This window comes from Pseudomonas sp. NPDC089392 (assembly GCF_044749595.1).
Lineage (GTDB): Bacteria > Pseudomonadota > Gammaproteobacteria > Pseudomonadales > Pseudomonadaceae > Aquipseudomonas.
In genome coordinates, this window is record NZ_JBIVIF010000001.1 from 257,392 (window position 1) to 279,715 (window position 22,324).

Annotated in this window: 24 protein-coding genes; 8 read left to right on the forward strand and 16 right to left on the reverse strand. The window is 62.9% G+C overall.

Going from position 1 to position 22,324, the window contains the following annotated elements:
- Positions 1-61 precede the first annotated feature (61 nt).
- A complete protein-coding gene (cadR, locus tag ACIP1G_RS01090; RefSeq protein WP_400732777.1) occupies positions 62-505 on the forward strand; it encodes a cadmium resistance transcriptional regulator CadR in 444 nt (147 codons plus the stop codon).
- A gap of 147 nt (positions 506-652) precedes the next feature.
- On the opposite strand, the gene ACIP1G_RS01095 is transcribed toward cadR, so the two are convergent.
- The 3 genes from ACIP1G_RS01095 to ACIP1G_RS01105 are packed head-to-tail and all read right to left on the reverse strand — an operon-like array spanning position 653 to position 3,280.
- Positions 653-1,624 carry a thymidylate synthase gene (locus ACIP1G_RS01095; RefSeq protein ID WP_400732779.1) on the reverse strand — a complete coding sequence of 324 codons (972 nt, stop codon included), beginning with the start codon at positions 1,622-1,624 and terminating at the stop codon, positions 653-655.
- A 50-nt stretch (positions 1,625-1,674) separates the two neighbouring features.
- A complete protein-coding gene (gene lgt, locus ACIP1G_RS01100) occupies positions 1,675-2,481 on the reverse strand; it encodes a prolipoprotein diacylglyceryl transferase (protein WP_400732781.1) in 807 nt (268 codons plus the stop codon).
- Between the two features lie 16 nt (positions 2,482-2,497).
- Complete coding sequence (locus ACIP1G_RS01105; protein ID WP_400732783.1) at positions 2,498-3,280, reverse strand: sulfite exporter TauE/SafE family protein; 783 nt, start codon at positions 3,278-3,280, stop codon at positions 2,498-2,500.
- Positions 3,281-3,409: 129 nt separating this feature from the next.
- Between ACIP1G_RS01105 and ACIP1G_RS01110 the strand changes: the two genes are divergently transcribed.
- Positions 3,410-4,156: an NRDE family protein gene (locus ACIP1G_RS01110; RefSeq protein ID WP_400732785.1), complete on the forward strand. Its 747-nt coding sequence runs from the start codon at positions 3,410-3,412 to the stop codon at positions 4,154-4,156.
- Between the two features lie 134 nt (positions 4,157-4,290).
- Here the strand turns inward: ACIP1G_RS01110 and ptsP are convergent, their stop codons facing one another.
- Positions 4,291-6,570: a phosphoenolpyruvate--protein phosphotransferase gene (gene ptsP, locus ACIP1G_RS01115; RefSeq protein ID WP_400732788.1), complete on the reverse strand. Its 2,280-nt coding sequence runs from the start codon at positions 6,568-6,570 to the stop codon at positions 4,291-4,293.
- A gap of 22 nt (positions 6,571-6,592) precedes the next feature.
- Positions 6,593-7,072 (reverse strand): RNA pyrophosphohydrolase, encoded by a 480-nt coding sequence (locus ACIP1G_RS01120; protein WP_003249017.1) that lies wholly within the window; start codon positions 7,070-7,072, stop codon positions 6,593-6,595.
- 141 nt (positions 7,073-7,213) lie between these two features.
- Between ACIP1G_RS01120 and ACIP1G_RS01125 the strand changes: the two genes are divergently transcribed.
- Entirely contained in the window at positions 7,214-7,870 is a 657-nt protein-coding gene (locus tag ACIP1G_RS01125) for an HAD family hydrolase (RefSeq protein ID WP_400732791.1), read from the forward strand.
- Positions 7,871-7,997: 127 nt separating this feature from the next.
- On the opposite strand, the gene ACIP1G_RS01130 is transcribed toward ACIP1G_RS01125, so the two are convergent.
- Together ACIP1G_RS01130 and ilvA are read right to left on the reverse strand one after the other, a co-directional pair.
- The gene (locus ACIP1G_RS01130) at positions 7,998-8,423 is read right to left on the reverse strand and encodes a DUF2269 domain-containing protein (RefSeq protein ID WP_400732793.1); all 426 of its coding nucleotides are present in this window, start codon (positions 8,421-8,423) and stop codon (positions 7,998-8,000) included.
- Between the two features lie 147 nt (positions 8,424-8,570).
- Complete coding sequence (gene ilvA, locus ACIP1G_RS01135) at positions 8,571-10,085, reverse strand: threonine ammonia-lyase, biosynthetic (RefSeq protein ID WP_400732795.1); 1,515 nt, start codon at positions 10,083-10,085, stop codon at positions 8,571-8,573.
- Positions 10,086-10,218: 133 nt separating this feature from the next.
- Between ilvA and rpiA the strand changes: the two genes are divergently transcribed.
- Positions 10,219-10,893, forward strand: coding sequence for a ribose-5-phosphate isomerase RpiA (gene rpiA, locus ACIP1G_RS01140; RefSeq protein WP_400732797.1), 675 nt, complete (start codon positions 10,219-10,221; stop codon positions 10,891-10,893).
- Positions 10,894-10,997: 104 nt separating this feature from the next.
- Here rpiA and ACIP1G_RS01145 read toward each other — a convergent pair whose 3' ends face one another.
- The 4 genes from ACIP1G_RS01145 to ACIP1G_RS01160 all read right to left on the reverse strand — a co-directional run bounded on the left by ACIP1G_RS01145 (position 10,998) and on the right by ACIP1G_RS01160 (position 15,186).
- Positions 10,998-11,906, reverse strand: coding sequence for an SdiA-regulated domain-containing protein (locus ACIP1G_RS01145; RefSeq protein WP_400732800.1), 909 nt, complete (start codon positions 11,904-11,906; stop codon positions 10,998-11,000).
- An 89-nt stretch (positions 11,907-11,995) separates the two neighbouring features.
- On the reverse strand, positions 11,996-12,916 hold the full coding sequence (locus ACIP1G_RS01150) for an SdiA-regulated domain-containing protein (protein WP_400732802.1): 921 nt from the start codon (positions 12,914-12,916) through the stop codon (positions 11,996-11,998).
- Positions 12,917-13,098: 182 nt separating this feature from the next.
- Positions 13,099-13,764, reverse strand: coding sequence for a fumarylacetoacetate hydrolase family protein (locus ACIP1G_RS01155; RefSeq protein ID WP_400732805.1), 666 nt, complete (start codon positions 13,762-13,764; stop codon positions 13,099-13,101).
- A gap of 15 nt (positions 13,765-13,779) precedes the next feature.
- The gene (locus tag ACIP1G_RS01160) at positions 13,780-15,186 is read right to left on the reverse strand and encodes an FAD-binding oxidoreductase (protein WP_400732808.1); all 1,407 of its coding nucleotides are present in this window, start codon (positions 15,184-15,186) and stop codon (positions 13,780-13,782) included.
- A gap of 171 nt (positions 15,187-15,357) precedes the next feature.
- Between ACIP1G_RS01160 and serA the strand changes: the two genes are divergently transcribed.
- A complete protein-coding gene (gene serA, locus ACIP1G_RS01165) occupies positions 15,358-16,587 on the forward strand; it encodes a phosphoglycerate dehydrogenase (RefSeq protein WP_400732811.1) in 1,230 nt (409 codons plus the stop codon).
- Between the two features lie 163 nt (positions 16,588-16,750).
- On the opposite strand, the gene ACIP1G_RS01170 is transcribed toward serA, so the two are convergent.
- The gene (locus ACIP1G_RS01170; RefSeq protein ID WP_400732813.1) at positions 16,751-17,227 is read right to left on the reverse strand and encodes a DUF4399 domain-containing protein; all 477 of its coding nucleotides are present in this window, start codon (positions 17,225-17,227) and stop codon (positions 16,751-16,753) included.
- A gap of 225 nt (positions 17,228-17,452) precedes the next feature.
- Between ACIP1G_RS01170 and ACIP1G_RS01175 the strand changes: the two genes are divergently transcribed.
- The gene (locus ACIP1G_RS01175; RefSeq protein ID WP_400732816.1) at positions 17,453-17,941 is read left to right on the forward strand and encodes a transporter substrate-binding domain-containing protein; all 489 of its coding nucleotides are present in this window, start codon (positions 17,453-17,455) and stop codon (positions 17,939-17,941) included.
- Positions 17,942-18,062: 121 nt separating this feature from the next.
- Here ACIP1G_RS01175 and ACIP1G_RS01180 read toward each other — a convergent pair whose 3' ends face one another.
- Positions 18,063-18,554, reverse strand: a complete 492-nt coding sequence (locus ACIP1G_RS01180; protein ID WP_400732819.1) for a DUF523 domain-containing protein — start codon at positions 18,552-18,554, stop codon at positions 18,063-18,065.
- The gene (locus ACIP1G_RS01185; RefSeq protein ID WP_400733142.1) at positions 18,541-19,173 is read right to left on the reverse strand and encodes a 2OG-Fe(II) oxygenase; all 633 of its coding nucleotides are present in this window, start codon (positions 19,171-19,173) and stop codon (positions 18,541-18,543) included. The genes ACIP1G_RS01180 and ACIP1G_RS01185 overlap by 14 nt, the downstream gene beginning before the upstream one ends.
- A gap of 113 nt (positions 19,174-19,286) precedes the next feature.
- Between ACIP1G_RS01185 and ACIP1G_RS01190 the strand changes: the two genes are divergently transcribed.
- Entirely contained in the window at positions 19,287-20,039 is a 753-nt protein-coding gene (locus tag ACIP1G_RS01190) for a DUF2059 domain-containing protein (protein WP_400732822.1), read from the forward strand.
- Here ACIP1G_RS01190 and ACIP1G_RS01195 read toward each other — a convergent pair whose 3' ends face one another.
- Positions 20,040-20,966: an alpha/beta hydrolase gene (locus tag ACIP1G_RS01195; protein WP_400732825.1), complete on the reverse strand. Its 927-nt coding sequence runs from the start codon at positions 20,964-20,966 to the stop codon at positions 20,040-20,042.
- Positions 20,967-21,198: 232 nt separating this feature from the next.
- On the opposite strand from ACIP1G_RS01195, the gene ACIP1G_RS01200 reads away from it, so the two are divergent.
- Positions 21,199-21,768: a DUF6436 domain-containing protein gene (locus ACIP1G_RS01200; RefSeq protein WP_400732827.1), complete on the forward strand. Its 570-nt coding sequence runs from the start codon at positions 21,199-21,201 to the stop codon at positions 21,766-21,768.
- Here the strand turns inward: ACIP1G_RS01200 and ACIP1G_RS01205 are convergent.
- Positions 21,747-22,313 carry a sugar O-acetyltransferase gene (locus ACIP1G_RS01205; protein WP_400732830.1) on the reverse strand — a complete coding sequence of 189 codons (567 nt, stop codon included), beginning with the start codon at positions 22,311-22,313 and terminating at the stop codon, positions 21,747-21,749. The two genes, ACIP1G_RS01200 and ACIP1G_RS01205, sit on opposite strands and share 22 nt — an antisense overlap.
- Positions 22,314-22,324 lie beyond the last annotated feature (11 nt).

Genomic DNA, 22,324 nt, shown 5'->3' on the forward strand with positions numbered 1-22,324 from the left:
TGTTGCCAAGTGAACACCCTGTAGCCACTATAGGGTCAAGCCACTTGCTGGAGATTTCGTGATGAAGATCGGAGAACTGGCCAAAGCCACCGACTGCGCGGTGGAAACCATCCGCTACTACGAGCGGGAAAACCTGCTGCCAGAGCCGGCACGCAGCGAGGGCAACTACCGGCTATACACCCAGGCCCATGTGGAACGGCTGACCTTCATCCGCAACTGCCGCACACTGGACATGACCTTGGACGAAATCCGCAGCCTGCTACGCCTGCGCGACAGCCCGGATGATTCGTGCGGCAGCGTCAATGCGCTGATCGATGAGCATATCGAGCATGTGCAGGCGCGGATTGATGGGCTGGTTGCGTTGCAGGAGCAGCTGGTAGAGCTGCGGCGGCGCTGCAATGCGCAGGGGGCAGAGTGCGCGATCTTGCAGCAACTGGAGACGAACGGGGCGGTATCGGTGCCGGATACCGAGCATTCGCATGTGGGGCGAAGTCACGGGCATTGAGCCAAAAGCTTCGCGGGTGAATCGGATCGCCGCACCGCCGCTCCCACAAGGATTGCACAAGGCCTGGGCCTGTGTAGTACCTGTAGGAGCGGCGGTGCGGCGATCCGATTCACCCGCGAATAGGCCAGTTCAGGCGATAAAGATGTATCAGACCGCCATCGGCGCCGTCATCGGCGCATGGTGCTCATACCCTTCCAGCCAGAAATCACCCGGCTCGATCTTCTCCAGCCACTCCGGCTCATACTTGCCGGTTTCGGCAAACGCCGGCACACGGTCGCTGATCACCAGCTTCGGCGCCTCCAGCGGCTCGCGCTTGAGCTGCTCGTTGAGCATGTCCAGGTGGTTTTCATACACATGGGCATCACCAATGAAGTAGGTGAACCAGCGCGGGGTGTAGCCGGTGAGGCGGCCGAACAGCGACAGCAGCGCCGCGCCCTCGGTGAGGTTGAACGGTGTGCCCAGGCCCAGGTCATTGGAGCGGATGTAGAGGGTCAGGGAAATTTCCTTCGTCTCGACATTCGGGTGGAACTGGTACAGCAGGTGGCACGGCGGCAGGGCCATTTCGTCCAGCTGCGCGCAGTTCCAGCCGTGGAACAGGATACGGCGGCTGCCCGGGTCATTGGCGATGGCGTCCAGGCACTGGCGCACCTGGTCGATGGCCTTGTACAAGATGACGAATGCAACGCCGTCCTCTTCGTCCTGGGCAATCTTGCGGAAGCCCGCCTTCTCGGCCATTTCGATGGCCGCGGGGTTGCTCAGCGGAATGCGCTTGTAGCCCGGCCACTGGCGCCATTGCACGCCATAGATCTCGCCCAGGTCGTCATGGCCCTGGCGGAACGGGTTGGCCAGCCACTGGGCGTTTTCGTTGGCATTCTGGTCCCAGACCTTGCAGCCCAGCTCGCGGAATTCACCGGCGTTCTTCACGCCACGCAGGAACCCGACCATTTCGCCGATTGCCGACTTGAACGCCAGCTTGCGCGTGGTAATGGCCGGAAAGCCCTTTTGCAGGTCGAAACGCAGCATCGCGCCCGGCAGGCTGATGGTGCGGATGCCGGTGCGGTTTTCCTGCAGCGTGCCGTTGTCGATAACGTCGCGGACCAGGTCCAGATACTGTTTCATGGCTTACCTGTAGCAAAACGGCAGGGGGATCGCCCCTGCCGTGGGATTAATCAGGCGGGTTTCGCCGTAGGCTTGCGATTATAAGCCCACCAGATCAGGCCAAGGCCAGCGAGGATCATCGGCACGCAGAGAATCTGACCCATGGTTAGCCAGCCCCAGGCGATATAACCCAGTTGCGCGTCCGGCACACGGACGAATTCGACAATGAAGCGGAAGATGCCGTAGAACAGCGCAAACATGCCGGACACCGCCATGGTTGGCCGCGGCTTGCGCGAGAACAGCCAGAGAATGACGAACAGCGCTACGCCTTCCAGAGCGAACTGATACAGCTGCGACGGGTGGCGCGGCAGCTGCGCCGGGTCGCTGAACGGCGGGAAGATCATCGCCCATGGCACGTCGGTAGGCTTGCCCCACAGCTCGGCGTTGATGAAGTTGCCGATACGCCCGGCGCCCAGGCCGATCGGCACCAGCGGGGCGACGAAGTCCATCAGCTCGAAGAAAGACTTGTTGTTGCGTTTGCCGAACCACAAAGCCGCCAGCATCACGCCAATGAAGCCGCCGTGGAACGACATGCCGCCCTTCCACACTTCGAAGATCAGCGTCGGGTTGGCCAGGTAGGCGTGCAGGTCGTAGAACAGCACGTAGCCCAGGCGGCCACCCACGATCACACCCATCGACAGCCAGAACACCAGGTCGGAGAGCTTCTCGCGGCTCCATGTAGCATCGAAGCGGTTCAGCCGGCGCGAGGCCAACAGCCAGGCGCCGCCGATGCCGATCAGGTACATCAGGCCGTACCAATGGATTTTCAGCGGCCCGATGGCCACGGCCACGGGGTCTATCTGCGGGTAAGGCAGCATGGAACTTCCTCTCGATTCAAATCAAAAAGCTGAGGCCGACACAGAACAGCAGGGCTGCGAACAGGCGTTTCAACAGACGTGGCGACAGCTTGTGCGCCAGGCGCGCGCCGAAGCGGGCAAAAAACATGCTGGTCACGGCAATGCCGACCAGCGCCGGCAGGTACACGTAACCCAGGCTGTGGGCCGGCAGGTGCTCCTCGTGCCAGCCCAGCAGCATGAAGCTCAGGGCGCTGGCCACGGCAATCGGCAGGCCGCAGGCCGAGGACGTGGCCACCGCCTGCTGCATGGGCAGGCTGCGCCAGGTCAGGAACGGTACAGTCAGCGAACCGCCGCCGATGCCGAAAATGGCCGAGGCCCAGCCGATTACGCCACCGGCCCCGATCAACGCGGGTTTGCCAGGGATTCCACGGCTGGCTTTGGGTTTGAAGTCCAAGGCCATCTGCGCAGCGATGACCAACGCGAACACGCCAATGATCTTCTGCAACAACGGGCCCTGGATCAAAGAGGCGGTCTTGGCGCCGACACCGGCGCCAAGGAGGATGCCGAGAGTCATCCAGGCGAAGATCGGCCATTGCACCGCACCCTTGCGGTGGTGCTCGAGCACGGCGTTGATCGAGGTGAAAACGATGGTTGCCAGCGACGTACCGACCGCCAGGTGGGTCAGCACCGAGGCGTCGAAGCCCTGCAGGGTGAAGCTGAACACCAGCACCGGCACGATGATGATGCCGCCGCCCACGCCGAACAGCCCGGCCAGCACACCGGCACAGGCGCCCAATAGCAGATAGAGCACGAATTCCATTCGGCTTCCCCGAGAAATCAATCCGGCATGGTAACGGAAGCTGGGTTCGAGGCTCTAGTGAAGTCTGTGTCAGGATGGATCCGCCCCGCCGCTGTGGGTACAGTGGCAAAAAACACAGAGGCCCAACCGATGTGCCTGATCGTATTCGCCTGGCGGCCGGGGTATGCCCTGCCGCTGATCGTGGCGGCCAACCGCGACGAGTTCTATGCCCGCCCTACCCAGGCCCTGGCGGCCTGGGAGGATGCGCCCGGGGTGCATGCCGGGCGCGACCTGGAGGCCGGTGGCACCTGGCTGGGTGTGGGCCCGCAGGGGCGCTTTGCGGCCCTGACCAATATCCGTGACCCGGGGCAGGCGCTGGGGCCGCGCTCGCGGGGCGAGCTGGTGGCGGCGTACCTGCAGGGTGAGCTGGGGGTCGAGGCTTATCTGGACCAGGTGGCCAGCCGCAGTGGGCAGTATTCGGGGTTCAACCTGCTGGTGGGTGATGGGCGGCAGCTGGGTTACCTGCATGCCCGGGGCGCGGCGCCACGCTTGCTGGAGGCCGGGGTGTACGGGCTTTCCAATGCCGGGCTGGATACGCCGTGGCCGAAGCTGGTGAAGGCGCGTAGCGGGCTGGAGGGGTTGCTGGAAACGCCGGAGCCCCATCTGTTGTTGGCGTTGCTGGCTGATGGCGAGCCTGCGGCCGATGGTGATCTACCGGAGACGGGGGTGGGGGTGGCGACCGAGAAGCTGCTGTCGAGTGTGTTTATTGCCAGCCAGAATTATGGGACGCGGGCGAGTACGGTGCTGATTGTGGATGATCAGGGCAGAAGGCGGCTGATTGAGCGCAGTTTCGGGCCGTTTGGTGGGCATTTGGGGGAAGTTGAGCTTCTGGTCTGAGCATTTGATGTTGCCTGGGCGGGCCTCTTCGCGGGTGAACCCGCTCCTACAAGGGATCGCGCCACATCTGGCTTACGCAATCCATTGTAGGAGCGGGTTTACCCGCGAAGAGGCCCGCCCAGGCAACATCCCCCTCACAGGGTTTTATTGGCCCCAGGCCCAATCATCCGCGCCAACCCAAGGTTCTTCAGGGCCAGCTGCAGCGAGCTGTGGATAACCTGCGGGTTGTCATGGCTCAAGGCTTCAACCAACAGCTCCTTGGCCTTGCTCATGTTCACCTGGCGCAGCATCCACTTCACCTTCGGCAGGTTGGTGGCGTTCATCGACAAGCTGTCAAAGCCCATCGCCATCAACAGGATCGCTGCCGCCGGGTCACCGGCCATCTCGCCGCAAATGCTTACCGGCTTGCCTTCACCATGGGCGTCGCGCACCACGGTGTTCAGCGCCTGCAGCACCGCCGGGTGCAGGTAGTCGTACAGGTCGGCGACCCGTGGGTTGTTGCGGTCCACCGCCAGCAGGTACTGGGTCAGGTCGTTGGAGCCGACCGACAGGAAGTCCACCTGCCGCGCCAATTCCTTGGTCTGGTACACCGCCGCAGGGATTTCCACCATCACGCCCACCGGCGGCATCGGCACGTCGGTGCCTTCGTCACGCACTTCGCCCCAGGCACGGTGGATCAGGTGCAATGCTTCTTCCAACTCATGAATGCCGGAAATCATTGGCAGCAGGATGCGCAGGTTGTTCAGGCCTTCGCTGGCCTTGAGCATGGCGCGGGTCTGCACCAGGAAGATTTCCGGGTGGTCGAGGGTAACGCGAATGCCGCGCCAGCCGAGGAACGGGTTTTCTTCCTTGATCGGGAAGTACGACAGCGCCTTGTCGCCACCGATGTCGAGGGTGCGCATGGTCACCGGCAACGGATGGAAGGCCGCCAACTGCTCACGGTAGATGGCCAGCTGCTCTTTTTCGCTGGGGAAGCGCTGGTTGATCATGAACGGCACTTCGGTGCGGTACAGGCCAACCCCTTCGGCGCCGCGCTGCTGGGCACGGGCCACGTCGGCGAGCAGGCCGGTGTTGACCCACAGCGGCATACGGTGGCCGTCAGGGGTGACGCACGGCAGTTCGCGCAGGGCATCCAGGCCTTGGGCCAGCTGGCGCTCTTCTTCAACCACATCGCTGTATTGCTTGCGCAACACGTCACTGGGGTTGGTGAAGACTTCACCCTTGTAGCCGTCGACGATCAGCTCTATGCCGTCGACCTTGGAATACGGCAAGTCGACCAGGCCCATGACCGTGGGGATGCCCATGGCGCGCGCGAGGATGGCGACGTGCGAGTTGCCCGAACCCAGTACCGAGACCAGGCCGACCAGCTTGCCTTCCGGTACTTCGCCGAGCATGGCCGGGGTAAGCTCTTCGCTGACCAGGATGGTGTTGTCGGCGTACACCAGCGACTGCGAGCGGGCTTCCTGCAGGTAGGCCAGCAGGCGCCGACCGAGATCCTTGACGTCGGAGGCACGCTCACGCAGGTAGTCATCGTCCATCAGCTCGAAGCGGTTGACGTGCTCGCCCACCACCTGACGCAGGGCGCCCTGAGCCCACTGGCCGGTCTTGATGACCTCGGTCACCTCGCCGCCCAAGGCTGCGTCTTCGAGCATCATCAGGTACACATCGAACAGCGCGCGCTCTTCCGGGCGTAGCTGGGTAGCCAGCTTGGCCGATAGCTTGCGCATGTCGTCGCGCACGCCTTCAAGGGCGTTCTGGAACAGTTTCAGCTCGGCGTCGATGTCATCGACGGTCTTGTCTGGCACCACTTCAAGGTCGGCCGGCGGCAGCATCACCACCGCACGCCCCACAGCGGCGCCTGGCGAGCCCGGCACACCGACAAAGCGTGCTTCCTGGATGCCCTTGCCCTGGCGCCCCAGGCCACGGATCGAGCCGGTGGCCTCGGCGTGGGCGATAACCCCGGCGAGCTGGGCGCTCATGGTAACCAGGAAGGCCTCTTCGCCCTCATCGAACTGGCGGCGCTCCTTTTGCTGGATGACCAATACCCCGACCACACGGCGGTGGTGAATGATCGGTGCACCCAGGAAGGAAGCGAATTTCTCTTCGCCGGTTTCGGCAAAATAGCGGTAACGCGGGTGATCGGCGGCGTTTTCCAGGTTCAGTGGCTCTTCCCGGGTACCGACCAGGCCCACCAGGCCCTCGTTGGGGGCCATACTGACCTTGCCGATGGACCGCTTGTTCAGGCCTTCGCTGGCCATCAGCACAAAGCGGTTGGTTTCCGGGTCGAGCAGGTAGACCGAGCAGACCTGGCTGCCCATGGCCTCCTTGACGCGCAAGACAATGATCCCCAACGCCGACTTGAGATCTTTGGCGGAGTTTACTTCCTGGACGATCTTGCGCAGCGTATTGAGCATGGCTCGGGGTCGAACTCCGTCGTCAGTCGCGCGTCAGCAGACGCGGTGCTAGCTCTTTCAGGGCGCGTCGGTAGACCTCGCGCTTGAATGTCACAACCTGGCCCAGCGGGTACCAATAGCTGACCCAGCGCCAGCCGTCGAATTCCGGCTTGCCGGTCAGGTCCATCCGCACCCGTTGTTCGTTGCTGACCAGGCGCAGCAGGAACCACTTCTGCTTCTGCCCGATGCACAGCGGCTGGCTGTGGGTACGCACCAGTCGCTGGGGTAAACGATAACGCAACCAGCCACGGGTGCAGGCAAGAATTTCCACATCATCGCGTTCAAGGCCAACTTCTTCGTTCAGCTCGCGGTACAGGGCGTCTTCCGGCGTCTCGTCAGGGTTGATACCACCCTGTGGGAATTGCCAGGCATCCTGGTTGATCCGCCGAGCCCATAGCACCTGCCCGGCATCATTCGTGAGAATGATCCCGACATTGGGGCGAAAACCATCCGGGTCGATCACGGCAGCAACCTCGCAAACGCATGTCACCGCATTGTTCCACAAAGCCTGCGAGCGCAGCAACGCGCCCGCCAAGCTTATGTGCAGCAGCGTGAAAACTCCGTATTCTGCGGGCCTACCCTGTGGCTGATGCGAGTGACCGCGATGCGCCTGGCTTTATTCGACCTGGACAATACCCTCCTCGGTGGCGACAGCGACCATGCCTGGGGTGACTACCTTTGCCAGCGAGGCATTCTCGACCCGGTCGCCTACAAGCAACGCAACGATGGCTTCTACCAGGACTACCTCAACGGCAGCCTGGACCTGCAGGCCTACCTGGCCTTTTCCATGGAGATCCTGGCGGCAACGCCCATGGCCCAGCTCGACGAATGGCACCGCGACTTCATGCGCGACTGCATCGAGCCGATCATCCTGCCCAAGGCCTTGGCCTTGCTGCAGCATCACCGTGAGGCGGGTGACCAGTTGGTGATCATCACCGCCACCAACCGCTTCGTCACCGCACCCATTGCCCGGCGCCTTGGGGTTCGCGTGCTGCTGGCAACCGAATGCGAGATGCACGATGGCCGCTATACCGGGCGTAGTACCGATATACCCTGTTTCCGTGAAGGCAAGGTGACGCGGCTGGAGCGGTGGATGCTGGAGAACGGTTTTGATCTTGAGGACAGCTACTTCTATAGCGACTCGATGAATGATGTGCCGCTGCTGCAGCGGGTGACGCATGCGGTGGCGGTGGACCCCGACCCGAAGCTGCGGGCCGAGGCCGGGAAGCAGGGGTGGCCGGTGGTTTCGCTGAGGGATTGAGGTTTTCCTGTGCTGGCCTCTTCGCGGGTAAATCGGATCGCCGCACCGCCGCTCCTACAACAAGCGGTGTGATCTTTGTAGGAGCGGGTTTACCCGCGAAGAGGCCAGCACAAGCAACACAAGGCTGTCAGACGGGCTTGGCCCCCATCAGCCCAGCAATGGACAGGAAACAAACCCCGCTGAACACCGCCAATGCCAAGGTAAACCGCAACCCCACCACCTCAGCCTTGCGCAGGCGGTTCAACCTTACCAGCAGCCACCAAACGGCAAACGCGCCAACCGTATAGATGACGCTGGAAGCCAGCACCCAGGTCTGCCCCAAAGGCCAGCCCACCAAATGCACCAGCCACCAGCCGGTGAACGGCATGCTCACCAGGCACAGGCCCATCACCAGCCAGACGAACACCAGCGGCCGGCGCAGCAGCTTGGCATAGGCCTGGGCATCGCCCTGGCGGCGGGCGCGCAGCGTCCAGATCGCCAGGCCAAGGGCGCCCAGCAGCAGCAGGGCGGTGGCGATGATGTGCAGGGTTTTCAACGTGGTCAGGTGTTCCATGTTTCTGTTGTCCTTGAGCAGGCCATTTTGTGCTGGCTTCTTCGCGGGTAAACCCGCTCCCACAGGTGCTGCACTGGCCTCAAGGCCTGTGATATCCCTGTAGGAGCGGGTTTACCCGCGAACTGGCCATCAGCCCAGCTTAGCCGCTCAGCCCAGGAACAGCTTGTAAGCCGGGTTCTCGGTCTCGTCCCAGTACGGGTAACCGATCTTGGCCAACGCCGCCGGCACCAGGTGGCGCTCGTCCTCCGGCACCTGCAGCCCCGCCACCACGCGCCCGTCAGCCGCGCCATGGTTACGGTAGTGGAACATCGAGATATTCCAGCGCCCGCCCAGCTTGTTGAGGAAGTTGAACAACGCCCCCGGCCGCTCGGGGAATTCGAAGCGCAACACCATTTCATCGCTGGCACCGGCCGAATGGCCGCCGACCATGTGGCGAATGTGCAGCTTGGCCAACTCGTTGTCGGTCAGGTCGGTAACCGGGAAGCCCTGCTCGCTCAGGCTCTGCACCAGCGCCGCACGCGGGTCGTTTTCCGGGTGGGTCTGCACGCCGACGAAGATATGCGCTTCGTCCGAGGTGTGCTTGCGGTAGTTGAACTCGGTGATCTGGCGCTTGCCGATGGCCTCGCAGAACGCCTTGAAGCTGCCCGGGCGCTCGGGGATGGTCACGGCAATGATCGCCTCGCGCTTTTCACCCAGCTCGGCACGCTCAGCCACATGGCGCAGGCGGTCGAAGTTGACGTTGGCGCCGGAGTCGATGGCCACCAGGGTCTGGCCAGTCACGCCGTACAGTTCAACGTACTTCTTGATGCCCGCCACACCCAGAGCACCTGCAGGTTCGGTAATCGAGCGGGTATCGTCGTAGATATCCTTGATCGCCGCGCAGATCTCGTCGGTACTGACGGTGACCACTTCATCCACATGATGGCGGCAGATATCGAAGGTGTGCTGGCCAATCTGCGCCACCGCCACGCCGTCTGCAAACAGCCCGACCTGCGGCAGCACCACGCGCTCGCCGGCAGCCATGGCCGCCTGCAGGCAGTTGGAGTCGTCCGGCTCGACGCCGATGACCTTGATTTCCGGGCGCAGGTATTTCACGTAGGCGGCAATGCCGGCAATCAGGCCGCCACCGCCTACAGGCACGAAGATCGCGTCCAGCTGCCCAGGGTGCTGGCGCAGGATTTCCATGGCCACGGTGCCCTGCCCGGCGATGGTGTGCGGGTCGTCGTAGGGGTGGACGTAGACGAAGCCCTTTTCGTCGACCAGTTTCAGCGAATAGGCCAGTGCCTCGGGGAACGAGTCGCCATGCAGCACCACCTTGCCACCGCGCGAGCGCACGCCTTCGACCTTGATCTCCGGGGTGGTCTTGGGCATCACGATGGTGGCCTTGATGCCCATTTCGCGCGCCGCCAGGGCCAGGCCCTGGGCGTGGTTGCCGGCCGAGGCGGTGACCACGCCACGGGCCAGTTCTTCCGGGCTCAGCTGCGCCAGCTTGTTGTAGGCCCCGCGGATCTTGAACGAGAACACCGGCTGCAGGTCTTCGCGCTTGAGCAGAATCTGGTTGCCCAGGCGCTTGCTCAGCTGCCCGGCGTTCTGCAGCGGGGTTTCGACGGCAACGTCATAGACGCGCGAGGTGAGGATCTTCTTGACGTACTGTTCGAGCATCGGGAAAGCATCACTGGGCCGCGGGACAAGGGCTGGAAGTCTACCCCAGCGCTACGTCGGGCGACCACAGCAAAGCCGTGCGAGCCGTTATACTAGGCAACTTTGAAACCGCCCTGCCCCTTCCGGAGCCCGCATGACCCAGGACCAACTCAAACAGGCCGTCGCCCAGGCCGCTGTCGACTTCATTCTGCCCAAGCTGGATGAAAAGAGCGTTGTCGGCGTCGGTACCGGTTCGACCGCCAACTTCTTCATCGACGCCCTGGCTCAGCACAAGACCGCCTTCGACGGCGCAGTCGCCAGCTCCGAAGCCACTGCCCAGCGCCTGAAGGGGCATGGCATCCCGGTCTACGAGCTGAACAGCGTCAGCGACCTGGAGTTCTACGTGGACGGCGCCGACGAGAGCGACGCGCACCTGAACCTGATCAAGGGCGGCGGCGCAGCCCTGACCCGCGAGAAGATCGTCGCGGCCGTGGCCAAGACCTTCATCTGCATCGCCGACGGCAGTAAGCTGGTGCCGGTGCTGGGCGCCTTCCCGCTGCCGGTCGAAGTGATCCCGATGGCCCGCAGCCACGTGGCGCGCCAGCTGGTCAAGCTGGGCGGCGACCCGGTGTACCGCGAGGGCGTGGTCACCGACAACGGCAACGTGATCCTCGATGTGTACAACCTGCAGATCACCAACCCGGTGGAGCTGGAAGCGCAGATCAACGCCATCGTTGGCGTGGTGACCAACGGCCTGTTCGCGGCGCGGCCGGCGGATCTGCTGCTGCTGGGTACTGCTGAAGGCGTGAAGAGCCTGAAGGCCGAGTAACCTTCTTCGCGGGTGAACCCGCTCCCACAGATACAGCGCCGCCTGCAAATGCGGTGAGATACTTGTAGGAGCGGGTTAACCCGCGGATAGGCCCTAACAGGCGATCAATCTGCTACCTGCTTGAACACATAGAACAAGTTCGGCTCACTGACCAGGTAAATGGTCCCCGCCTCATCCATCGCAATCCCCTCCGCCTGCGGCACCGTCGCCTGCAGCCCCTGGAAGCCCTTGCGCAACGACAAGGTACTCAGCGGCCGCCCCTCGACATCCAGCTCCAGCACCAGCCGCGACTCATCCGACAGCGCCAGCAAATGCCCGCTGCGCTCATCGAACTGCAAACTCGACAAATCCCGCACAAACAGCCGTGAATCGCGCTTGCGGTCCTGCACCACATGCACGGCGTAAGGCTTTTCCGGGTTGTCATGCGGGAAACCGTGCACCTCGTAGATCAGCATCGGGTCACGCTCCTTGGCCACGAACAAGCGCTTGCCCGCCGAGTCGTAGGCCAGCCCCTCGAAGCCCTTGTTGCCGTTCAGGCCAATGCCCAGGCTGAGCTGCTCGGCATCGCCGGCATCAAGGAACAGTGTGTCGTCATCCAGGCGCACGCGAATCAGCCGCTGTTGGCGTTCGTCGGTGATCACATAACTGTTAGGCCCGACGTATTCCACCGCTTCCGGGTCGCCAAAGCCGGTCAGCGGCACGCGGCGCAGGATGCGCCCGTCCAGCGACAGCTCGATCAGCTCCGAGCGTGCATTGGTGACGGTGAACAGGGTCTTGCGGTCGGGGTCGTAGGTCAGTGCGGAAAGGTCGTCATCCAGCCCTTCGACCGGCTGCGCTTCCAGCACCACCTGGTAGCGGTCCAGGTCCAGGCCCATGCTCTGCTCGGCGGGCTGCCACCAGGTCTTGAGGTTGAACCAGCCACGCTCGAACAGGCGAAACTCCTGCCCGGCCCAGCCAAGCAGGAGCAGGCCGACAACGGCCATGGCAAGAAACAGGCGAACAATTTGGCGCATGAGGCAGACTCGACACAGGGGTGGCGAATCTAACCATTAACGGCTGAAGCAAAGCTTAATGCCAGCGTCAGGCAAATCTGATGATGCTGTCAGTTCTTCTTGAAGCGATAGAACAGCGCCGGCTCGCTGACCATGTACAAATTGCCCTTGTCGTCCATGGCCACCCCTTCGGCACGCGGAATGGTGTCCTGCAGGCCGTTGAAACCGCCGAGCAGGGTCATGAAGCTGACCTGTTGGCCTTGCTCATCCAGCTCCAGCAGCATGTTGGAGTCGGCCGACAACGCCAGCAGGTGGCCGGTGCGCGGGTCTACGCCCAGTGCCGAGAGGTTGCGCAGGTCCAGCTCATCGCTGGGCAATGGCTGTTTTTCGCCCTTTAGCGGGCTGCGGCCATCGGTGTTCCAGGTGTACAGCTTGGGCGGGCGCTCCTCGCCGATGACCAGGCGCTGGCGCAGCGGGTCCCAGGCCACGCCCTCGAAGCCTTTGTTGCTCTTCACCGACGGGCCCAGGTCATGGCTCTGGAAGTCTTCATGGTTCAACACTGTGGTCTGCGCATCCACCTTGACCACGGTCAGGTCGTGCAGGCGCTCGTCAGTGATTGCCAGGTAGTCGTCTTCCAGCACGGCGACGCCTTCCGGGTTGCTCCAGCCGTTGAGCGGGATCTTGCGCAGCACGTCGCCATCCAGGCTCAGCTCGACCAGGATCGGGTTCTTGCCCATGACCGCGAACAGGGTACGGGTACGCGGGTTGAAGCTCACGTCCGAGGCTTCGTCATCGTCCATGCCCGGCAGCCGCTTGGCATCGATGTCGACCTGGTAGTCCGGCAGCCACACGCTTTCGCTGCGTTCGGCGGTGCTTTCGAAGCTTTCCTTGACCCACAGCGCGCCGCGGTCATCCCAGTGCATGGCCACGGCCACGCCATAGCCGATCACCGCCGCCACGGCCAGGCCGAAGGGCCAGCGCAGGTAGAAACGACGCTTGGGGGTTGCCGGGGCGCTGGACGGTGTTGGCATGCGGGGGTCCTGGGGAAATGGGCGTAGGTCCGCGCATTATCCGGATTGGGTGTGAAAAATCGGTAAACAGGTCTGGCCTCTTCGCGGGTAAACCCGCTCCCACAGGTACAGCGTCGCCCTTGAGGATGACGCAAAACCTGTGGGAGCGGGTTCACCCGCGAAGAAGGCGACGCGGATTCAGCTCAGAGCACCCGGCTTTCGAAGCGGCTCACACCCGGCAGTTCCAGCACCAGCTCATCACCGACATTGAACGGCCCCACACCCGCCGGGGTACCGGTAAGGATCACATCCCCCGGCTGCAGCGAGAAATGCGCCGCCATGTACTGGATCATCGGCACGATCGGGTTGAGCATCATCGCGCTGTTGCCGTCCTGGCGCACTTCGCCGTTGACGGTCAGGCGCACCGGAATGTCGGTGACATCCTCAAAGCTGCCGGCCGAGACGAATGGCGGCAGTACACAGGCGCCGTCAAAGCTCTTGGCCAGCTCCCACGGCAGGCCCTTCTCTTTCAGCTTGGCCTGCACGTCGCGCAAGGTCAGGTCCAGCGCCGGGGCGTAACCGGAAATGGCGTCCAGCACCTCTTCCTCGGTCGGATGGGTCGACAGCGGCTTGCCCAGCAGCACGGCAATTTCCGCCTCGTAGTGCACCGAACCGCGCTCGGTCGGGATCTTGAAGCCGCCGTCGGCCGGCACTACGCAGCTGCCCGGCTTGATGAACAGCAGCGGTTCGGTGGGAATAGGGTTGTCCAGTTCCTTGGCATGCTCGGCATAGTTACGGCCGATGCACACCACCTTGCCCAGCGGGTAGTGAATGCGCGTGCCGTCTACGTACTGGTGCTGGTAACTCATGGCCGACTCCTTTGATTACTGCTTTTGTTCAGGAGCGAAGATCTTACCCGGATTCATGATGCCGTTAGGGTCGAACACGGCCTTAATTGCCTTCATGCAGGCGATTTCTTCCGGCGAGCGGCTGTAGCCCAGGTAGTCGCGCTTGGTCATCCCCACGCCATGCTCGGCGGAGATCGAGCCGTTGTAGCGCTCGACGATCTCGAACACCCACTTGTTGACCTTGGTGCACGAGGCAAAGAAGTCGTCCTTGCTCATGTGCTCGGGCTTGAGGATGTTCAGGTGCAGGTTGCCGTCGCCGATATGGCCGTACCACACCACTTCGTAATCCGGGTAATGCTCAGCGACGATGGCGTCGATATCACGCAGGAACGCCGGCACTTTCGATACGGTGACGGAGATGTCGTTCTTGTACGGGGTCCAGTGCGAGATGGTTTCTGACAGGTACTCGCGCAGTTTCCACAGGTTTTTAAGCTGGGTTTCGCTCTGGCTCATCACCCCGTCCAGCACCCAGCCCTGCTCGACGCAGTGCTCGAAGGTGGCCAAGGCTTCGTTGGCCACCTCTTCGGTACTGGCCTCGAACTCCAGCAGTGCATAGAACGGACAGTCGGTTTCGAACGGCGCCGGCACATCGCCACGCGCCAGGATCTTGGCCAGGCCCTTGTCGGAGAAGAACTCGAAGGCGGTCAGGTCCAGCTTGCCCTGGAAGGCGTGCAGCACCGGCATGATCGAGTCGAAGTCCGGCGTACCCAGCACCATGGCGGTAAGGTTGCGTGGTGCGCGGTCCAGGCGCATGGTAGCCTCGACCACGAAGCCCAGCGTGCCTTCGGCGCCGATAAACAGCTGGCGCAGGTCGTAGCCGGTGGCGTTCTTGATCAGGTCTTTATTGAGTTCCAGCAGTTCGCCCTTGCCAGTGACCACTTTCAGCCCGGCCACCCAGTTGCGGGTCATGCCGTAGCGGATCACCTTGATCCCGCCGGCATTGGTACCAATGTTGCCGCCAATCTGGCTGGAGCCGCTGGACGCGAAGTCCACCGGGTAATACAGGCCCTGCTCTTCGGCATAGGCTTGCAATTGGCGGGTAATCACCCCGGGCTGGCAGACCACGGTGCGGTCGAAGGCATTGAAGCCGAGAACCTGGTTCATGTAGTCGAAGGCGACCACCACTTCACCATTGGCCGCCACGGCACCTGCGGAAAGCCCGGTACGCCCACCGGAAGGCACCAGCGCCACCTTGTGCGCATTGGCCCAGCGGACAATCGCCTGCACCTGTTCTACAGTCTTGGGGAACACGATAGCGCTGGGCGCGGGCGGGTAATGCTTGGTCCAGTCCTTGCCATAGGCTTCCAGGGAAGCCGCGTCAGTCAGGACCTTGCCAGGGTCAACAAGGGTCATCAGTTCTTCAATAGCAGCGGGGTGGGTCATCGCTGGAACTCTCGACTTATTCATAGTCACCCTGAGCACTCTTCACCTGTCGGGATAAGCTCAGATTGTGTCGCGTATGCTAGCATAGCCCTCCCGCTGTTCATGCTAAGGCTGCCCTCGCGCCTGGCATCACCCCTCGCCATTTTTTCTCCGGGATACAGGTTTACGCAGATGAGCAAGACTTCTCTCGACAAGAGCAAGATCAAGTTCCTTCTTCTTGAAGGTGTGCACCAGAACGCGGTCGATACTCTTAAAGCCGCCGGCTATACCAACATCGAATACCTCACGGGTTCGTTGCCGGAAGCCGAGCTGAAGGAAAAGATCGCCGATGCCCACTTCATCGGCATCCGTTCGCGCACCCAGCTCACCGAAGAGATCTTCGACTGCGCCAAGAAACTGGTCGCTGTTGGCTGTTTCTGCATCGGCACCAACCAGGTTGACCTGGCAGCTGCCCGCGAGCGCGGTATCGCCGTGTTCAACGCGCCGTACTCCAACACCCGCTCGGTAGCCGAGCTGGTACTGGCCGAAGCCATCCTGCTGCTGCGCGGCATCCCCGAGAAAAACGCCTCCTGCCACCGTGGCGGCTGGATCAAGAGCGCGGCCAACTCGTTCGAAATCCGCGGCAAGAAGCTGGGCATCGTCGGCTACGGCTCGATCGGTACCCAGCTGTCGGTCCTGGCCGAGAACCTGGGCATGCAGGTGTACTTCTTCGACCCGCTGACCAAGCTGCCACTGGGCAACGCCGTGCAGGTCACCAGCCTGAACGAGCTGCTGGGCCTGGCCGACATCGTCTCGCTGCACGTGCCTGAGCTGCCGTCCACCCAGTGGATGATCGGCGAGAAGGAAATCCGTGCGATGAAGAAAGGCTCGATCCTGATCAACGCCGCCCGTGGCACCGTGGTCGAACTGGACCACCTGGCTGCCGCCATCAAGGACAAGCACCTGATCGGCGCCGCCATCGACGTGTTCCCGGTCGAGCCGCGCTCCAACGACGAAGAGTTCGAAAGCCCGCTGCGCGGCCTGGACAACGTGATCCTGACCCCGCACATCGGTGGTTCCACCGCCGAAGCCCAGGCCAACATCGGCCTGGAAGTGGCCGAGAAGCTGGTCAAGTACAGCGACAACGGTACTTCGGTGTCCTCGGTAAACTTCCCGGAAGTGGCCCTGCCGGCGCACCCTGGCAAGCACCGCCTGCTGCACATCCACGAAAACATCCCGGGCGTGCTCAGCGAGATCAACAAGGTCTTCGCCGAGAATGGCATCAACATCTCCGGTCAGTTCCTGCAGACCAACGAGAAAGTCGGTTACGTGGTAATCGACGTTGACGCCGAGTACTCGGACCTGGCGCAAGAGAAACTGCAACAGGTCAAGGGCACCATCCGTTCCCGCGTACTGTTCTAAGTTTGCTTGCAGCATGAAAAAGGGAGGCCCTGGTGGCCTCCCTTTTTTTTGCCGGTGAAACCGGCGTCGCCTGCTTCGCGGGTAAACCCACACAGGATGGCCACAGGATTCAAAGTCTGCGGGGGCCCTGTGGGAGCGGGTTCACCCGCGAAAAATCCAACACCTATTTAACGTCGACAGTGATCTTCTGCGACATGACGCTAGGCTTGAACGGCACATGGAACTGGTCACCCAGCACCAGCTGCAGGGTGTGCTTGCCCGGGGTCAGGGTAATACTGGTTTCGGTCTGCGCCTTGCCGAAGTGCAGCACCTGCGGGCCCGCTGGCAGTGCAACGCCGGCCTCTGGCATCAGGCTGGTCGGCAGCGGCATGTCGGCCACTGGCTCTTTGTCTACATCCACCAGCAGGTGGTGGTGGCCGGTGTGCGGGGTATGATCACCCGCTGGCTTGAGTTCCATGCCTTCGATACCGAACTTGACGGTGAAGGTCTTGTCCACCGTGGCACCATCGGCGGGGGAAACGATGAAGACCTTGGCCTCCTTGGGCGGCTCCTGGCTCTTCAGGGCATCTGCGGCACTGGCAAACACTGACGCTCCCATCAGCAGACCGGCAACAGCAGCACGCGAAAATAGGCTGTTCATTCACTTCTCCTGTGATTCACTTAGTGACCGCCACCTATAATCCAGCGGCGGCGGTAGTTCACCTTAGTTGAAATGTACGCCCAGGGGTTCAACATCACCTGACATAAATATTTCAATCCGGGTTAAACAATACCGGGGCTTCAAGGTCATAGGCTGCGCTCGACCGCGGCGAGGAAGAAAGCTGCGGCGAAAGTTTCTCATCTGCTAAAAGAAAAAGGGGCATTCATGCGTTCGACCTTAGGGGTACTGCTGGCAGTACTGATCAGTCCATTGGCCCAGGCGGAGCTGATCGATGAAATCGCCGACCGGGGCGAACTGCGCATAGCCGTACAGGCCGACAACTCGCCGTACGCCTTCAAGCAAGACGATCACCTGACCGGTTTCGACATCGAGTTCGGCCAGGACCTGGCCAGGGAGCTGGACTTGCGCGCCGAGTTCGTCGAAGCCCCCGCAGCCGAAGTGCTGCCCGGTGTCGAGAGCGGCAAATATGACATCGCACTTACCCCATCGAGCGAAGCGCTCAAGGGCGACGGCCCGCTCGATGTAAGCCTGCCGTTTGGTGAAAAGAAGCTGGTGATTCCGTTCCAGAAGGACAACCCGGCGTTCGAAAGCGCGGTGAACCATGCGCTGCAGCGGCTGAAAGACAGCGGGCGCACTGCCGAACTTGAGCAGAAGTGGTTCAAGGGTGTGCAGGAGACTGCGACCGGGCAGTAAGCTCTTTATTGCCTGCACCGGCCTCTTCGCGGGTGAACCCGCTCCTACAAATGACCGCGCAAGCCGAGGATACGCGGCCCGTTGTAGGAGCGGGTTTACCCGCGAAGAGGCCGGCACAGGATTACCCGAGAGCCCGCTGCGCCTCATCCAGCTCCAGCTCACTGAACACCTGCACCCCAGCCCGCCGCAGCAGCGCCGTGGTCACCCCTTCCCCCGCCACCTTCACGCCACTGAACGAGCCGTCATAGGTCAACCGGTTACCACACGAAGGGCTGCCCGACTTCAGCACCGCCACGCCAATGCCATACCGGCGCACCAGTTGCAGCGCCAATTGCGCCCCGGCCAGGAACTCGGCACTGACATCTTCACCGGTCAAGGTAATCACCTGCGCGCCGCCATCAAGCACTTCGCCGCCCTGCCCACCCGGTATCTCCGCAGGTGGGCGCGGGGTCGGCAAGCCGCCCGCCACCTCCGGGCACAAAGGCACCACACGCCCTTCGGCCTGCCACTGCTGCAGCAGGTCGGGGTGGCCGCTGGCCCGGCCGTCATAGCGCACCGGCTGCCCCAGCAGGCAGGCGCTGACCAGCACCTTGGGCAGGTCAGAACGGGTCATTGCCACGGCGCCGGAACCAGCCCGTCAACGACAGCCGCTCACGCCCAGCCGGCAGCACTTCGTGGGGTACTTCGCCCGACAGGAACACCACCAGGCAGCCCGCCACAGGCTCGACATCGTGCTCGACGCCGTCGGCAAGGAACATGCGCAATTGCCCACCGTCTTCCGGCTGCCAGCGTTCATTGAGATAAAGCACTGCCGATACCATGCGCCGGTCATCGTCGCGGAAGCGGTCCAGGTGCCGGCGATAGAACGCCCCTGGTGGATACAGGGCAAAATGGCATTCGAAGTCTTCCAGGCCCAGGAACAGGCCCTGGTTGATGGCCTGGCGCAGCTGGTCCATGGCATCCAGGTATTGGTCGCAAGCCTCGGCCTGGCCGGGGTCGATCCACTGGATCTGGTCGCCGCGAATGGTCTCGCGGACCTCCTGGGCATCACCGCGCCCAACCCCTGCGGGGTTGAGTTCGCCTTCAGCATCACGGCGCCGGCATTCGGCCGCCAGCGCGCGCACCAGGTCGGCAGGCAAAAACAGCGCCTGCTGGGACCAGCCATGGGTGGCCAGATCGTCGACGACGGCCGCAAGCATCGGGTGTTCAGGGGAGTTGTGCATGGCGCGCATCATATCCATTCGCCCTGTCGGCGCACAGCGCCACTTGGCTGAGAAGCACGCGGATATCTCGACAAACCGGCGCCGGGCCAAGGACAATAGCCACCTGCCGACAGGAGTCCTGAATGCGCCGTCTGTTTTCCCTGATTCTGTTGATGATCTGCACCATGCCTGTCTGGGCAGACAACCTGGATCAACTGTACAAGGCCGCCGGCTGGCCCGACCAGCGCGCCCACTTCAACGATGCCCTGAGCGCTGCCCAGGAACGCTACCGCAACAGTTTGCCACCCGCCGTTTACCAGGCGCTGGTCAACAACAGCAACCAGCGCTTCCAGGCCCAGGCGGTGGACCGGCGCGCCCAGGCGCAGCTGCGTGCAACCCTGGCCAACCCCGCACCCGCCCTGGCCTTCTTCCAGTCGCCGCTGGGGCGCAAGGTGGTAGCCGCCGAGCTCAAGGCCACTCGCAAAGACGAACTGGCCAAGAATGCCAAGGGCCTGCCGAAGATCCAGGCCAGCGACGACCGCCTGCTGATCATTGGCCACCTGGCCCAGGCCCTGCCGGCCCGCGAGGCCGGTGCCGAAGTCAGCCTGGCCATCGCCGGCGTGGCGGCCGATAGCCTCAGCTCGATGATCCCCGGGCTGTTCGGCGGCGGCCAGGCCCAAGGCCTGCTCGATGGCCAGCGCCAGCGTCTGATGAGCCAGATCGGCGAAGACCTCAACAACACGCTTCTGTACGTCTACCGCGACCTGTCCGACGCCGAACTGGAAGCGTTCGCCACCTTTGCCGAGTCGTCCGACGGCAAGGCGTACTACCAGGCCGCACTGGCTGCGGTCCGTGCCGGCCTGGCGGTTGGCCAGAGCAGCAATGACCTGAAGTGATCAGCCCAGGCGCTGGTCGATGAAGTCGAAGTAGCGCTGGCGAATGCCCGGCAACTCGTTGGCCAAGTGGTGACGAGCCTCGGGCAGCATCAGGATCTGCGGCTCGGCGAACTTGGCCTTGAGCACTTCGAGGTTATGTGGCCAGTCCACAGTGCCATCAGCCTCCCCCTGCACGATCAACGGCTGGCGCGAACTGCGCGGCGCGGCCTCGATGCGCTTGACCCAGGCGATCAAGGCGCCTACCCAAGCGGTTGGCAGCTGGCGTGGTTGCAGCGGGTCGGCTTCGAGAAACGGCAGGAAGGCCGGGTCGTTGGTGTTCTCGCTGAAGCGCCGTTCAATGCCGTTGACGAAGTGGCGCAGCACGCGATAGCTGAACTTCGACCAGCGCCAGGAACGGGGCCGCACCAGCGGTGCCAAGAGGATGACCTGGCCATCGATGGGGCTGCGCACACCCTGGTGCAACAGGTGGTCCACGGCGATCGCACCGCCGGTGCTTTGCCCGCACAGGTGCCATGGGCGCGGCAGTTGCAGTGTGCGCGCCTGTTCGAACAAGGCCTCCAGCACCTGCTGGTACACCGCGAAATCACTGATGTTGGCGCGCTCGCCGCTGGACAGGCCATGGCCGGGCAAGTCGCAGCTGATCACCGCGAACCCCTGCTTGAGCGCCCACTCGATCACATGCCGGTACAGGCCCATGTGGTCGTAATAGCCATGCAGCAGGAACAGCGTCGCGCACGGCTGCTCGGGGATCCAGGCCTGCCCGACCAGGTCGAACCCCGCCGCCTGAAAGCCACCCAGCCAGCTGTGTGCTGGCAGGTTCAGGCCATAGAAGCGCTGGTAGTCCTGCGCCTGCGCCGACAACGGCTGGCGAGCGGTCAATGGCGCCAGGCTGGCGCGCAGGCGGTCGGGGTGAAAGGCAGCGGGCATCGGTACATCCACATTGAAGCAAGTATTGATCTGGAATCTTCAGCTCTGGCCGGCGCCGTGGCAAGCTTGCTCCCATCGATCAACCAGCACCGATCTCTTGTAGGAGCGGCCTTGTGTCGCGATAGGGCCGCAAAGCGGCCCCGGCAATATCAGCTTCATACACAAATTTTGGGGGCGCTTCGCACCCCTATCGCGACGCAAGGCCGCTCCTACAGGGGACCGCGAAGACTTCATGAAGAACCGGATCATCAAACCGCTGTGCATGGCACTCGCCCTCCTGATCGGCGCCGTCATCCTCTGGCAGGCCTACACCGCCTTCCAGGCCCGCTACCTGCGCCCATTCGACAACCAGACCACCCTGTTCGACGGCAGCCAACTGCAACTGCCCCCAGAGCTGACCGGCCCCGGTCCGATCCGCGTGGTGCACTTCTGGGACCCGGCCTGCCCGTGCAATGTCGGCAACCAGCAGCACCTGGACGACCTGGTCAGCCAGTTCGCCAACCAGGGCGTAACCTTCCACGTACTGCAAAAGCCCGGCAGCCACGGCCAACTGCCCGCCAACCTCACCGCCCTCAAGCCACTCGCCAGCCTGCCCGGTAGCGAACACTTGCCCGCCTCCCCGGCCGTGGCCATCTGGGACCGGCAAGGCCACCTGGCCTACTTCGGCCCCTACAGCGAAGGCGCGGTGTGCAACGCCAGCAACAGTTTCGTGGAGCCCATCATCAAGGCGTTGCTCGACGACCGGCAGGTCAGCGCATCCAATACCCTGGCAATCGGCTGCTATTGCCCTTGGGCAGGCTGACGGACCCGAGCCGGGTTGCCCACCACCGTCGCACCGGCCGGCACATCCCGGGTCACCACGCTACCGGCACCGACCACAGCGTTGTCGCCAATGGTCACCCCCGGCAGGATGATCGCCGAACCGCCGATCCACACATTGTTGCCAATGATCACCGGCCGCCCGCTCTCCAGCCCACTGCGTCGCACCTCGGGATCGAGCGGATGGTCGGCGGCGTAGATCTGCACGTTGGGGCCGATCTGGCAGTCGTCGCCGATATGCACCGGCACCACGTCGAGAATTACACAGTTGAAATTCATGAAGGTATTGCGGCCAACACTGATGTTGTAGCCATAGTCGCAATAGAAAGGCGGGCGGATCACCACGCCTTCGCCAACCTTGCCAAAGTGCTCGACCAACAGCTCATGGCGTGCGTCGTTGAGCAGTTCAACGCTGCTGTTGTAACGGTGCATCCAGTGCTTGTTGGCGATCTGCTCCGCCTGCAGCTCGGGGCAGCCAGCGTGGTAGAGCTGGCCTGTAAGCATTTTCTGTTTTTCGCTGAGGGACATGGAAACTCCTT

What these genes read in the sequence shown, in the direction of transcription:
- cadR (WP_400732777.1), top strand. Translation starts at nt 62, where the DNA reads ATGAAGATCGGAGAACTGGCCAAAGCCACCGACTGCGCGGTGGAAACC.
- ACIP1G_RS01095 (WP_400732779.1), bottom strand. Translation starts at nt 1,624, where the DNA reads ATGAAACAGTATCTGGACCTGGTCCGCGACGTTATCGACAACGGCACG.
- lgt (WP_400732781.1), bottom strand. Translation starts at nt 2,481, where the DNA reads ATGCTGCCTTACCCGCAGATAGACCCCGTGGCCGTGGCCATCGGGCCG.
- ACIP1G_RS01105 (WP_400732783.1), bottom strand. Translation starts at nt 3,280, where the DNA reads ATGGAATTCGTGCTCTATCTGCTATTGGGCGCCTGTGCCGGTGTGCTG.
- ACIP1G_RS01110 (WP_400732785.1), top strand. Translation starts at nt 3,410, where the DNA reads ATGTGCCTGATCGTATTCGCCTGGCGGCCGGGGTATGCCCTGCCGCTG.
- ptsP (WP_400732788.1), bottom strand. Translation starts at nt 6,570, where the DNA reads ATGCTCAATACGCTGCGCAAGATCGTCCAGGAAGTAAACTCCGCCAAA.
- ACIP1G_RS01125 (WP_400732791.1), top strand. Translation starts at nt 7,214, where the DNA reads ATGCGCCTGGCTTTATTCGACCTGGACAATACCCTCCTCGGTGGCGAC.
- ACIP1G_RS01130 (WP_400732793.1), bottom strand. Translation starts at nt 8,423, where the DNA reads ATGGAACACCTGACCACGTTGAAAACCCTGCACATCATCGCCACCGCC.
- ilvA (WP_400732795.1), bottom strand. Translation starts at nt 10,085, where the DNA reads ATGCTCGAACAGTACGTCAAGAAGATCCTCACCTCGCGCGTCTATGAC.
- rpiA (WP_400732797.1), top strand. Translation starts at nt 10,219, where the DNA reads ATGACCCAGGACCAACTCAAACAGGCCGTCGCCCAGGCCGCTGTCGAC.
- ACIP1G_RS01145 (WP_400732800.1), bottom strand. Translation starts at nt 11,906, where the DNA reads ATGCGCCAAATTGTTCGCCTGTTTCTTGCCATGGCCGTTGTCGGCCTG.
- ACIP1G_RS01150 (WP_400732802.1), bottom strand. Translation starts at nt 12,916, where the DNA reads ATGCCAACACCGTCCAGCGCCCCGGCAACCCCCAAGCGTCGTTTCTAC.
- ACIP1G_RS01155 (WP_400732805.1), bottom strand. Translation starts at nt 13,764, where the DNA reads ATGAGTTACCAGCACCAGTACGTAGACGGCACGCGCATTCACTACCCG.
- ACIP1G_RS01160 (WP_400732808.1), bottom strand. Translation starts at nt 15,186, where the DNA reads ATGACCCACCCCGCTGCTATTGAAGAACTGATGACCCTTGTTGACCCT.
- serA (WP_400732811.1), top strand. Translation starts at nt 15,358, where the DNA reads ATGAGCAAGACTTCTCTCGACAAGAGCAAGATCAAGTTCCTTCTTCTT.
- ACIP1G_RS01170 (WP_400732813.1), bottom strand. Translation starts at nt 17,227, where the DNA reads ATGAACAGCCTATTTTCGCGTGCTGCTGTTGCCGGTCTGCTGATGGGA.
- ACIP1G_RS01175 (WP_400732816.1), top strand. Translation starts at nt 17,453, where the DNA reads ATGCGTTCGACCTTAGGGGTACTGCTGGCAGTACTGATCAGTCCATTG.
- ACIP1G_RS01180 (WP_400732819.1), bottom strand. Translation starts at nt 18,554, where the DNA reads ATGACCCGTTCTGACCTGCCCAAGGTGCTGGTCAGCGCCTGCCTGCTG.
- ACIP1G_RS01185 (WP_400733142.1), bottom strand. Translation starts at nt 19,173, where the DNA reads ATGCGCGCCATGCACAACTCCCCTGAACACCCGATGCTTGCGGCCGTC.
- ACIP1G_RS01190 (WP_400732822.1), top strand. Translation starts at nt 19,287, where the DNA reads ATGCGCCGTCTGTTTTCCCTGATTCTGTTGATGATCTGCACCATGCCT.
- ACIP1G_RS01195 (WP_400732825.1), bottom strand. Translation starts at nt 20,966, where the DNA reads ATGCCCGCTGCCTTTCACCCCGACCGCCTGCGCGCCAGCCTGGCGCCA.
- ACIP1G_RS01200 (WP_400732827.1), top strand. Translation starts at nt 21,199, where the DNA reads ATGAAGAACCGGATCATCAAACCGCTGTGCATGGCACTCGCCCTCCTG.
- ACIP1G_RS01205 (WP_400732830.1), bottom strand. Translation starts at nt 22,313, where the DNA reads ATGTCCCTCAGCGAAAAACAGAAAATGCTTACAGGCCAGCTCTACCAC.